Source organism: Actinomadura sp. 9N407, from assembly GCF_044326315.1.
In the GTDB taxonomy this organism is placed as follows: Bacteria; Actinomycetota; Actinomycetes; order Streptosporangiales; family Streptosporangiaceae; genus Spirillospora.
In genome coordinates, this window is the sequence record NZ_JBIRAW010000019.1 from 113505 (window position 1) to 124703 (window position 11199).

The 11199-nt window shown below is 70.0% G+C and carries 12 protein-coding genes; 10 read left to right on the forward strand and 2 right to left on the reverse strand.

The features are described from left to right. The first annotated feature begins 1 nt into the window (after window position 1). Genes ACH34Q_RS27625 through ACH34Q_RS27665 form a run of 9 tightly spaced genes read left to right on the forward strand, consistent with a single transcriptional unit; the run spans window position 2 to window position 8175 of the window. A complete protein-coding gene (locus tag ACH34Q_RS27625) occupies window positions 2-799 on the forward strand; it encodes a hypothetical protein (RefSeq protein ID WP_395985989.1) in 798 nt (265 codons plus the stop codon). Then, window positions 796-2199, forward strand: coding sequence for a CpaF family protein (locus ACH34Q_RS27630; protein WP_395985990.1), 1404 nt, complete (start codon window positions 796-798; stop codon window positions 2197-2199). Before ACH34Q_RS27625 ends, ACH34Q_RS27630 begins: the two co-directional genes overlap by 4 nt. Continuing rightward, on the forward strand, window positions 2199-3083 hold the full coding sequence (locus ACH34Q_RS27635) for a type II secretion system F family protein (protein WP_395986037.1): 885 nt from the start codon (window positions 2199-2201) through the stop codon (window positions 3081-3083). The genes ACH34Q_RS27630 and ACH34Q_RS27635 overlap by 1 nt, the downstream gene beginning before the upstream one ends. Beyond that, window positions 3080-3973, forward strand: a complete 894-nt coding sequence (locus tag ACH34Q_RS27640; RefSeq protein ID WP_395985991.1) for a type II secretion system F family protein — start codon at window positions 3080-3082, stop codon at window positions 3971-3973. The genes ACH34Q_RS27635 and ACH34Q_RS27640 overlap by 4 nt, the downstream gene beginning before the upstream one ends. 27 nt (window positions 3974-4000) lie before the next feature. Next, window positions 4001-4213, forward strand: coding sequence for a hypothetical protein (locus tag ACH34Q_RS27645; RefSeq protein ID WP_395985992.1), 213 nt, complete (start codon window positions 4001-4003; stop codon window positions 4211-4213). A gap of 5 nt (window positions 4214-4218) precedes the next feature. Next, on the forward strand, window positions 4219-4614 hold the full coding sequence (locus ACH34Q_RS27650; protein WP_395985993.1) for a pilus assembly protein: 396 nt from the start codon (window positions 4219-4221) through the stop codon (window positions 4612-4614). A 59-nt stretch (window positions 4615-4673) separates the two neighbouring features. Further along, window positions 4674-5060, forward strand: a complete 387-nt coding sequence (locus ACH34Q_RS27655) for a TadE/TadG family type IV pilus assembly protein (protein WP_395985994.1) — start codon at window positions 4674-4676, stop codon at window positions 5058-5060. 59 nt (window positions 5061-5119) lie between these two features. Then, on the forward strand, window positions 5120-5509 hold the full coding sequence (locus ACH34Q_RS27660; protein ID WP_395985995.1) for a pilus assembly protein TadG-related protein: 390 nt from the start codon (window positions 5120-5122) through the stop codon (window positions 5507-5509). Next, window positions 5506-8175 (forward strand): BTAD domain-containing putative transcriptional regulator, encoded by a 2670-nt coding sequence (locus tag ACH34Q_RS27665; RefSeq protein WP_395985996.1) that lies wholly within the window; start codon window positions 5506-5508, stop codon window positions 8173-8175. The genes ACH34Q_RS27660 and ACH34Q_RS27665 overlap by 4 nt, the downstream gene beginning before the upstream one ends. Window positions 8176-8586: 411 nt before the next feature. Here ACH34Q_RS27665 and ACH34Q_RS27670 read toward each other — a convergent pair whose 3' ends face one another. Continuing rightward, window positions 8587-9756, reverse strand: coding sequence for a helix-turn-helix transcriptional regulator (locus ACH34Q_RS27670; protein WP_395985997.1), 1170 nt, complete (start codon window positions 9754-9756; stop codon window positions 8587-8589). 5 nt (window positions 9757-9761) lie between these two features. Beyond that, window positions 9762-10178 (reverse strand): NUDIX domain-containing protein, encoded by a 417-nt coding sequence (locus tag ACH34Q_RS27675; RefSeq protein WP_395985998.1) that lies wholly within the window; start codon window positions 10176-10178, stop codon window positions 9762-9764. A 168-nt stretch (window positions 10179-10346) separates the two neighbouring features. Between ACH34Q_RS27675 and ACH34Q_RS27680 the strand changes: the two genes are divergently transcribed. Then, window positions 10347-11195, forward strand: coding sequence for a TauD/TfdA family dioxygenase (locus tag ACH34Q_RS27680; RefSeq protein ID WP_395985999.1), 849 nt, complete (start codon window positions 10347-10349; stop codon window positions 11193-11195). Window positions 11196-11199 lie beyond the last annotated feature (4 nt).

The following is an 11199-nucleotide window of genomic DNA, read 5'->3' on the forward strand; positions in this document are numbered from 1 at the left end:
CGTGGCGGTGTACTGCTTGATCTCGGCCGGCGGGTCGCCTGGGGTGACAACGGCGGCGGTGGGGTTGTCGCTGACCTGGCCGGGGAAGGTGCTGCTGGCCGAGTGCGATCCGGCGGGGCGGCGCGTACTGCCGGGGTTCATGGCCGACCGGCTGAAGCAGCCTCCTGGCCCGGGGTTGCTGGGGTGGGCGATGGCGGCGCAGGCGGATCCGCAGGCGGCGGTCGCAGCGCTGGAGGAGTACACGCTGCCGCTGGCCGATGCCGGTGAGGCTCGGCTGTTGCATGGGGTTCACGATCCCCGGCACGTCCGGCAACTGGCGAGCGCGTGGCACCCTCTCACGGACGCATTCGCGGCCGGCGGCAGCGATGTGATCGCCGACGTGGGTCGCGTGGGCGGGGCCGAGACTCCGGTGGGGGTGCTGGAGGCGGCGGACGTCGTGGTGCTGGTGGTGCGACCCACCTTGAGTCAGGTCGATGCCGCCCAGCCTCGCTTGGAAGTACTGCGTGGCGTGGTCGGGGAGCGGGCGCAGCTCGGTCTGTGCCTTGTGGACGACGGCTCCTACAGCGCGGCAGACCTGCAACGCGTCCTGGGGCTGCCGGTGCTGGCCGAGTTGCCGCATGCGGTCGCGGATGCGCGGGTGCTGTCGGATGGGGCAGCGCCGCGTCTGACGTTCAGAACGTCGTTGTTGATGCGCGGCCTGGACGGGCTCGGGCGGCGCATGCGCGAAGCCGCCGAACAGGCCGCGACCCCCGCCGAGGCGGACCCATCCGCGCTGGCCCCGGCGGGAGACGCCCGGTGACCGGGCCTGGGTGGGGCGCTTCGCTGGACACCGTCAGCGCCGACCAGAGTGCGCCGGTCGCGTTCGGTACGAGCAGTGCCGAGGCGCCACACAGCGACATGCTGGCCGATGATTGGGCGGCGATCCGTGAGGTTTCCCAGCAACTGGTGGACCTCCTCGACGATGACGTGAACCGCGGGCGGGCGCGGGGTCTGATCGAGGCGCAGGTTCAGGTGTGGGCGCACGAGCAGATGACGGCCGGTCGTCTGGTGCCGACCGCTGAGGTGCAGCGGCGGGTGGCGCGGGCGGTGTTCGATCACCGGTTCGGGCTCGGGCCGTTGCAGCCGTTGCTGGAGCGATCCGATGTGGAGAACATCGTCGTCAACGGCTGCCGGCAGACGTGGGTCACCTACACCGACGGGTCCAAGAAGCCGGGCCCGCCGGTGGCCGAGAACGATGAGCGGCTGGTCGACTGGATCCAGCTGCTGGCGCGGCGCGGGAACACGGGCCGTGAGTTCTCCCATGCCAGTCCGCTGCTGGATGTCGCGCTGGCCGATGGGGTGCGGCTGGCGGTGGTGCATTGGGTGTCGCGGCATCCGCACCTGGCGATCCGGGTACACCGCCTGGTCGATGTCACGCTGCGGCAGCTGACCGCCCTGGGCACCCTCACCGAACCCCTGGAGCGGTTCCTGCGCGCGGCGATCCTGGCGCGGCGGAACATCATCGTGTGCGGTGAGGTCAACAGCGGCAAGACCACGCTGGTGCGGGCACTGGCCAATGAGATCCCCGCCGACCAGCGGATCATCACGCTGGAAAGCGACTTCGAGCTGTTCCTGGACGATCCGAAGCTGGCGCACCGCCACCACGACGTGGTCGCGCTGGAGGCGCGTCAGGCCAACGCCGAGGGCGCCGGCCTGGTGCGGCTCCAAGACCTCGTTCCGGCGTGCCTGCGTCTCAACCCTGATCGGGTGATCGTGGGTGAGGCCCGGCAGGGTGAGCTGGCGCCGATGTTGGAGGTGATGTACAGCGGGGCACGCGGTTCGATGTGCACCCTGCACGTCCACCGTCCCGAGCATGTGTTCAACCGGGTGGTGCAGCTAGGCCGCCGCGCTGATCTAGGGCTGAGTCCCGAGGATCTGCATCTGATGTTCGGGATGGCCGAGCCGCTGATCGTCTACGTCGAGCGTGACCCGGCCCGCAACCAGCGGGTGGTGACCGAGGTGATGGAGGTCGGGCCTCCCGGTGATTCGGCCGAGCCGACCCGCAACCACATCTTCGTCCCCGGCCCCGAAGGGACCGCGACGCCGGCGGGCGGGCACATCAGCCCGGCCCTGCTGGAGGAGTTGTCGGCGCACGGGTTCGATCCCGCCCTGCTGGCACCCGACACCGACCTCGCGACGGCAGAGCGGGGCTGGTCGTGATGGTTCTTCTAGCTGCGTGCGGGGGCCTGTGCGGTGCCACCGCCGTCCTGCTCCTTGTCGCTGGCGCCAGGGGCGTTCCGCCGCGTTCACGCGACGCGCGGCCGCCGTCGCGGCTGCAGACGCTGCTGCAGTCGGCGGCCTGGCCGGGCCGCCGCAACCGGCTCCTCGCCGCTACCGGGGCCGGGTTGGGGGTGTTGCTGGTCCTGCGGTGGCCGGTCGCCGCACTCGCCGTCGGCGCGGCGGTGTACTGGCTGCCGTCGATGCTGTCGGGCCGGGCCCCGCAACGGCAGATCGCCAAGCTGGAGGCCCTGGCCCAGTGGGCGCGGCGGCTGGCCGAGATGATGGGCGCCAGCCGCGGCCTGGAACAGGCCCTGGCTGACAGTGCCCGCATCGCCCCCGCCGCGATCACCGAGCCGGTCGGGGTGCTGGCCGACCGCCTCAACAACCACGCCCCCACCGAGGGCGCGTTGCGTGCGTTCGCCGACGACCTCGACGACCCGATCGGCGACCTCATCGCCTGCGCGTTGATCCTGGCCGCCAAACGCCGCGGCCCCGGCGCCCGCCAAGCCCTCGGCCTGCTCGCCGACGCGGTCGAGAACGAGGTCATCGTCCGCCGGGACGTGGAGGCCGAACGGGCCAGCCTGCGCACCACCCTGCTGGTCATCGTCCTGTCGGTCACCGCGTTGAGCGCGCTGTTCATCTCTTCCCAGACGCTCGCCGCCCCCTACGGGACACCGCTCGGCCAAGCCGTCCTCGCGGTGGTCGCGGCGATCTACGCGGCTGGGCTGTGGTGGATGCGGCGGCTGTCGGTGCTGTCGACCGGCAGCCGCTTCCTGCACCATCGCACCCCCACGCCCCCGACCGGGTCGGGAGGTGCGTCGTGACCGCGCTCGCCGCGATCGCCGGATGCCTGGCCGCGCTCGGGCTCATCACCGTCGTCCGCGAGTTCCGGCCCGCACCACCTCGGCTGGACGCCGCGCTGGCTCACATCCAGGCCACACTCCTGCAACCCGCAGCACCTGCCGAGACGCCGTCGCGTGGTGATCGGGTCGGGACGTGGCTGGCCGAACATGTCGCCCGCCCCACCGGGATGCTGGCACTCCCCCGCGCCGATCTGGCGCTGCTGGAGCGGCCGGTGGAGCGGTTCATGCTGGACAAGCTGATCCTGTTCATCACCGGCCTCGCCACGCCTTCGGTCTTCTTCACCCTGGTGACCTTGACCGGCGGGTCGCCGTCGTGGCCGCTGCCCGTCCTGGCCAGCCTGATCCTGGCCGTGGTGCTGTCGTTCACCCCCGACTGGAACCTGCGCTCTGCGGCCCGCCAGCACCGCCGGGACTTCCGGTACGCGTTCTCGGCCTACCTGCAACTGGTCGTGCTGGAACGCGAAGCCGGCGCCGCGCTGAACGCCGCGCTGGAACAGCCGGCCAAGATCACCGACGGGTGGCACTTCCAGCGCATCCACCAAGCACTCACCCGGGCCCGGCACGGCCAGCAGCAGCCCTGGCGCGCGCTGGCCCACCTGGGTGAGGACATCGGCGTCCGTGACCTGATCGACCTGGCCCACACCGCCGAGATCGCCGGGAACGAGGGCGCCAAGATGCACGACGTCCTGGTCGCCAAGATCACCGCGATGCGGCGTGAAGCGTCCGCCGCCGCCCGTTCCGAAGCCAACACCCGCACCACCGCGATGTGGGTCCCCACCTCCCTGCTGATGCTCGGCTTCGTCATCCTCGTCGGCTTCCCGTTCTTCTCCAAGCTCATGGGATCCGGCTGAACCACACACCGACACAAAGGGGGAGGCATGAACCATCTCAACACCGCGGCACTCTGGCTCGCCGCGCACCTGACCGCACCCGCAGACCGGCTCCACAACACCGCCCGCAGTCGCCGGGACCGGGGCTCCAGCGTTGTGGAGACGATCATCATCGTGGCGGGGTTCGCCGGCCTGGCATTCACCATCTACCTCGCGGTCTCCGGCAAGGTCCAGTCCTGGATCGCCAAGATCCCCGGCTAACGCCCGTGACACCCCGCACCAGCACGCCACGCGCGCGAGACGGCGGCTCGGCCGCCGTCTCGATCGCCATCGTGTTCCCCGCCGTCGGCGTCCTGTTCCTCGCCCTGGCCCAAGCCGTCCTGGTGTCGGTCGCCCGCGACGTGGCCCAGGCCGCCGCCGAAGAAGGACTGCGCGTCGCCCGCGCCCGCCACGGCACCCACGCCCAAGGACAGGGCGCCGCCGCAGGCTTCGCCCACCAAGAACCGGTCCTGCGCGCCGCGTCGGTGACCGTGACCGGGGACAACACCATCACCGTCCGGGTGCAGGGCCACGCGCCCTCGGTGCTGCCCGGCATGCACATCCGCGTCGACCGGGCTGCTCGCGGCGCCCGGGAACGCTTCACTACCCGGCAAGAGCCATGATCGCCGGGACGGGCCGGGCCGGGCCGCGGAGTCGGTGCGGTGATGCGGGGAACGCGGTGGTGGAAGCGGCGATCTTGGCGCCGCTGTTCATCCTGTTCCTGGCCGGGCTGCTGACTGCGATGCGGATCCAGCACGGTGCCGCTGTGGTCAGCCAGGCCGCCGCCGACGCCGCCCGGCACGCCTCCATCGCTCGCACCCCCGGCCAAGCCCGAACCGACGCCACCTCTACTGCCCTGACCACCCTGCGCGACAAGGGGCTGCACTGCGCACCCCAGGTGCAGCTCGGGCTGGCGGGGTTCCACCGCCCGGTCGGGCAGAACGCCACCGTGACCGCTCAGGTCACCTGCGACATCGCTCTGGGCGACGTCGCCCTGCCCGGGATGCCAGGGGCTCGCACCGTCACCCGGACCCGGCACTCCCCCCTGGACCCCTACCGAGGCCGTTGATCACCATGACGCGCCGCCCACCCACTCCCAGGCTCGCCACCGATAGCGGGAGCCTGAGCGTGTTCGCCGTCATCATCACGCTGGTCGTCGTGGTGTTCTTCGGCGCCGTCGTCGACTTCGAACAGAAACTCGAAGCCCGCCACGACGCCCACACCACCGCACAGGAAGCCGCACGCGCCGGCGCCGGACAGATCGACCTCGACCGCGCCTACACCCGCGGTCGCTTCGTCGTCGACCGCACCAAAGCCGTCCGCGCCGCCCACCACCACTTGCAAGCCAGTGGCCACACCGGCTCGGTCACCTCCGTCGGCGCACGCTCCATCCAGGTACGGGTCACCGTCACCAAACAGGCCCTGTTCCTGCCGCTCATCGGCATCTCCACCCTGCACGCCGACGCCACCGCGACCGCCGACCTGACCTCCGGAGTGGAAGGACCCGCCCAGCCATGACCCGCCTCACCGAAATCGGCCGCGGCATCGGCGCCCTCACCCTCCTGGCGCTACTACTCATCGCCTTCCCCGTGATCCTGTACGGGGTGGGCGGCTCGCCGCTTCCGGGCCACGTACCGACATGGCCGCAGATCACCTCGGCACTGATGCGACCCGACGCCGACCACACGCTGTTCCTGGGAACCGTACGACTGATCGGCTGGACCGCCTGGGCCCTGTTCGCCACCCTCACCGGCGCCGAAACTCTCGGCTACCTCGCGGGACGACCCAGCCCACGCATGCCCAGACCGGCGCGGCCGATGCAGCACCTGGCCCGCGACCTGGTCGCCATGACCGCCCTCATCTTCACCACCAGCACCGCAATCACCACCCCCGTCACACCCACGCCAGCCCACGCAGTGACCGCCCAAGCCGATCCGGCACAACCGGCGAAATGCGCGACCATCCTCGCCGTGGAGACGTCCTCGCCCGACCGTGACAACCCGGCGGCTGAAGCGGCCCGGCGAGCGCCGGAGCGGCGGCGCTGGCGGACGCGAACCATCGAACGCGGCGACACCTTGTGGGACATCGCCCGCCGCCACTACGGCTCCGGGACCCGCTACCCCAAGATCTTCGAAGCCAGCCGAAAGCTCCTCCAGCCTCCTGGGCTACCGCGGCTGACCGATCCCGACCGCATCTACCCCGGCCAACGGATCCGCCTCCCCGGGCTTCGCAAGAACACCTCCCGGACGCCAACTCCGGCTTCCAGAGCACCACGGCCGAACGATGCCGATGCTCCATCCAACGGATCGGCCCAGGTCACACCAACGCCACCGACCACGTCACCACCGCAGCCGGCCGAACCCTCGACAGCAAGCGCCCCAGCGCCGTCACGACCCGTGGCACCAGCCACGTCCGCCCCGCCTCACGCACCGGGGGCAACGCCTGAATCGCCCGACAACGCCGTGTCCACCATCTCGCTGGTCACCGGCACCCACATCGGGATCGGCCTGGCCGCAGCGCTCAGCACCGCGCTTGCCGCCACCCGACTCCACCGGCGACGCCGACGCCCACTCAACGACAAGATCTGGCCCGGCCCCGGCGACCCCGAACCCGCCACCCCCGCCGCCGTCGCCAGGGCGCATAAAGCCCACCTCGACAGCCACGCCGAACGCGGTGCCCTCGTCCCGACCAATGCCGACCTCATCGTTCACGACCAAGCCGCACCGGCGCCCGATCACATCACTGTGGGAACCCGCGATGGCGCCCCGGTCGCCCTGCCGCTGCCGGGGCTCGAACTCGGCCTCGACGGCCCCGGCGCACTCGACGCTGCCCGCGCCATCGCCACCGAACTCCTGGCCAAAGCAACCCGCGACCGCGTCGAACTCCTCATCCCCCAACCCGACGTCCAAGAGCTCTACCCCAGCATCGATCACAGCGGGCCGGCCGCGACGCTTCCGGGTCTAACCACCGTTTCCACGCTCGGCGCGGCCATCACCCACCTGGAAGCCGAGATCATCCACCGCGCCCGGCTCCTGGAAACCACCGAGACACCCGACCTAGCCAGTCTGCTCGCCACCGACCCAGGCGAGCCCCTCCCCACCCTCCTCGTCCTGGCCACCACCCCCGAACCCGCCACCAACGCCCTCCACGCCGTCCTCCAACTCGGACGGCGCTACGGCATCGGCGGCCTGTTCTGCGGCCCCCGCCCTACCGGAACCACCGCACACATCACCGACAACGGCACCGTCACCAGCGCCGACGGCCCCCACGCCAACGCCCTGAACGGCGCACGCCTGTTCCACCTCAGCCCAGACGACGCCACCGACATGCTCCACACCCTCCACACCGCCACCGGCCAACCCGAACCCGCACCCGCCGAGCCGGCCGCCGAGACCGCGCCGGCCGCCCGCCTCGTACCACCACCACGCTCCACTGACCAGGCGCAACCGGCCCTGGTAGAGCTCCAGCTACTCGGCCCCGTGCAGCTCCACACCGCCGACGGCCCCATCAACACAGGCCTGCGCAGAAGCTCACGGTCCCTGCTGACCTACCTCGCACTGCACCCCAACGGCGTCAGCCGAGACCAAGGCACCGCCGCCCTGTGGCCCGACCACGACCCCGACACCGCCACCACGATGTTCCACACCGCCATCAGCAACACCCGCAAGATCCTGCGCCAAGCCACCGGCCTACGCGAACCCATGTTCATCATCCACGCCGCCAGCCACTACCGCCTCGACCCCCACCTCACCGACAGCGACCTCTGGCGCCTGACCACCACCCTCGAACACGCCCGCCAGGCCACCAACGACACCGAGCGCACCCAAGCCCTACAACCACTCCCCAGCCTCTACACCGCCGACTTCGCCACCGACCAGATCCACGAATGGGCCGAGGCCCACCGCGAGTACCTACGCCGAACTGTCGTCGACGCCCTCGCCCACCTCGCCCAGCTCACTCAGGACGACCACCCCGATCAGGCACTGGCAACCCTCGAACACGCCCTCCGCCACGACCCCTACTCCGAACACTTGCACCGCAACATCATGAAACTCCAAGCCCACCTCGGCCGCCCCGACGCTGTACGGCGCACCTACCAACTCCTCACCACCCGCCTCGCCGAACTCGACACCGAACCCGACGACCAAACCCACCAACTCATGACTCAGCTCTGCCGCACATAGCCCCACACCCGCCCGCATCTCCAGCGAAAGACAGCACAGCCCCAGATGACCAACCAACAGGAAGGGAAGTGGTCCGCCCCGAAGATCCCGGACAGCTCTGTTTGCGGTTAATTCACGCTGTGAGCTGTAGTCGCTGATGCTCCGCGTACACCTGCTGAACCACCAGCCGGCCGAAGGGCCCCGCCCAGGGCGGGCTCTTCGCCCCTCTCCAGTCACTGCACGGCGCAGAAGAACTGGCGATTAGACCGCGCCGCGACACCCCCCGTCATGCGCCTCTACGTCCAAGGCAAGGGCCCCAGCCCGACCGAGGTCACGGATCTCCCGATGACAAACGGTCATGCATGTCCTGAGACCACAGTGACAGTGCAAAAAGGAGAGCCGTCCTCACGCGATTTGCTTCCTGATGACCATTTACGCGGCCATCTCTTCGCGGAGTCGATCGAGGGCCTGTGAGGCGTCCGCGTAGGTGTCTGGTAGGTGGTCTGCTGAGGCCCGCATGATGCGTTGCAACTGGTGCGGGAGCCGCTGCGTGATCGCTTCCCTGATCGCGCCCTCCAGCGATGAACGGGCTCCGCTGTGGTCGCCGGCCAGCAACTGCACGGTCGCGGCGGTGACTCGTTGGATGACGTGCCACTGCGGCGCCACTGTGGTGGTTAGCGCCGGGGGATGCTCAACGAGTCGAATGGCGATGTCCGCGCGGCCGGTGGAGGCCAGGCCTCTGAGCCGAATCTCGTGCAGTGCGTACGGGTTGAACAAGGAGGTGTGGTCCACCTTCTCCAGCAGCGTGTCGGCCTCGCGCATCGCCTGGTCGAACAGGGGCCGGTCGCCGAGGGTTTCGGCTGCTCGTGCGAGCAGGGGCAGGGCTGCGGCGCGGGCCCTGAAATCAGGCGCCAGGGCGATCGCGTGCTGGAGGCGGTGGACGGCGGCGCCGCGGAGCCGGGCCTTGCGGAGTTCGTTGCCGTGCATGCGCAGGATCTCGGAGGAGAACGCGGGGTCTTGGAAATGCAGGGCGATGGTGAGGCTCTTGGCGGTCCAGTGGGCGGCAGTGCTCAGGCGTTCTTCGGGCAGGACGTTGCCGAGTGCGACGCCGAGCCCGGCGCGGGCGCGGGCGAGGAGGTGAAGGACGTCCCGTTCGGCGTGCCCGTCTTCGATGCGGGCTTCGAGCCGGGCGACAAGGGGCCAGAGTTCGGCGACGGCTTGGGAGGCGTGGCCGGTCTGGCGGGCGATTTCGGCGAGGCGGACGGTGGATTCGCCGAATTGGAGCATGGCGCGGTGGTCGGTGTCGGCCAGGTCGGTGACCCCCAGGGCGTGTGGTGGGAGGCGGAGCTGCTCGGCCACACGTCGCCGTGAGTTCACGTCGTCCAGGGTGCGTTTCCCAAGCTCCAGCATCGAGATGTAGGTCTTGTCGTAGCCGAGGAGCTGACCGAGGGCGGTCTGGTTGATGCCGTTGATGTCGCGATGGAAACGAAGGATTTTCCCCAGGTCGCCGGTGGCGAGGATGCGCTGGGCCTGTGGTGTGGCCCAGTGCCAGTGGGTGTGGTGACCTGCGGCGTGCACCGGGATTCGGGGAGCGCTGGCCATGGCGTTCAGGTCCTGGGGAGCCAGGCTGCTATGGATCGCCGGTAGCCGTCGGGCATGTGCAGTGCTGGGACCTCGTCGGCGGTGAACAGGGCGATCTGCTTGTGCTCGTGGCTGAGGACGGGGGCGAGGCCGGGGGTGAGGACGGTGCAGCCGTAGGTGACGATCAGGACACGCCGCTCGGGAAGCGATTCGGGCAGCGGCTGGTAGATCCAGACGTCCAGGAGCGGGCCCGCCTTGACGTTCCAGCCGGTCTCTTCGGACATCTCGCGCTCCACGGTCGCTTCGGGGCTGACGTCGGAGGGCTCCAGGCGTCCTCCAGGTAGCTCCCATTCGTCGCGTTCGTTCTTCAGCAACACCACGCGGCCGTTGTCGTCCACGGCGACACCTTTGACGGATACGGGCCAGGTCGGAGGGGTCTGCATGGCGGTCCCTGCGGTCGGTGGTCGGGCCGGTGTGCTGGAAGCTAGCACGTCTTCTTCGGCCGGGTGCAGGCCTCGGCCGAGCCGCAGAGTTGACAATCTGTCGCTTTACCGCGCGACGGGCGGGGGCCAACAGTGGGCCCAGCAGTAGTCCAGCGAAGGAGTCGCGCGATGAGCCAGGGACTCCAGGCTTCCGACGATGTGGGCATCCCTCATCCGGTCGGCCCGGACACGCCGCGTGTGACCGCGCGGCAGTTGCGGCAAAGAGGGTTGGTGGTGCTCGATGGACTGACGTCGCGAGGGGATGTCCTTGCCCTGGCCGAGCGGATCATGGACATCACCATCCATCGGGATAGCGCCCCGGACGGTCTGACCACCATTCGTGATACCGGCGTCCACGCAGGGCGGCGCGGATTCGCCGGGTTCACCGACCAGGAACTCGCACCCCACACCGAGCGGTCGAGTGTGCCGGCGCCGCCGCGGTTGATGCTGTTGGTCTGCGCGAGGCCGGCCGGCCGGGGCGGTGAGTGCCTGCTGACCGATGCCCGCGCCGTGCACGCCGAATTGGTGGCGAACCGACCTGAGGCGGCTGCGCGGCTGTCGGATCCTCGCACGGCGTTCTTCGGAGCCGGAGATGGCCACGCCACCCAGGTCTTCACCGTGCACCCTGACGGCCGCATATCGGTGCGACTGCGGCTGGACGGTCTCGCCCGTTGGAGCCCCATGGTTCAGCCCTACGTGCGTGACCTGCTGGACGCGGTGATCGCCCATCAGCGTCCGCTGCGGCTTGCGGCAGGCCAGGGCTATGTGCTGGACAACACCCGCTGGCTGCACGCCCGCAACGCATTCACCGGGCCCCGCCTGTGCTGGCGGGCGTTGGGGGAGCCGCGGTTCTGGCTTCCGACCGGGTTCGCGCCCGCACCCAAGACCTTCCCGGCCCGCAGACCTGAGGGGCCACGTGATGCTCCCATCGCTGCTGGTCGAGCAGCCCTTCTGATTGATCAGGACGTGGTCCCATGACTGA

What these genes read in the sequence shown, in the direction of transcription:
- ACH34Q_RS27665 (WP_395985996.1), top strand. Translation starts at nt 5,506, where the DNA reads ATGACCCGCCTCACCGAAATCGGCCGCGGCATCGGCGCCCTCACCCTC.
- ACH34Q_RS27635 (WP_395986037.1), top strand. Translation starts at nt 2,199, where the DNA reads ATGGTTCTTCTAGCTGCGTGCGGGGGCCTGTGCGGTGCCACCGCCGTC.
- ACH34Q_RS27680 (WP_395985999.1), top strand. Translation starts at nt 10,347, where the DNA reads ATGAGCCAGGGACTCCAGGCTTCCGACGATGTGGGCATCCCTCATCCG.
- ACH34Q_RS27675 (WP_395985998.1), bottom strand. Translation starts at nt 10,178, where the DNA reads ATGCAGACCCCTCCGACCTGGCCCGTATCCGTCAAAGGTGTCGCCGTG.
- ACH34Q_RS27670 (WP_395985997.1), bottom strand. Translation starts at nt 9,756, where the DNA reads ATGGCCAGCGCTCCCCGAATCCCGGTGCACGCCGCAGGTCACCACACC.
- ACH34Q_RS27645 (WP_395985992.1), top strand. Translation starts at nt 4,001, where the DNA reads ATGAACCATCTCAACACCGCGGCACTCTGGCTCGCCGCGCACCTGACC.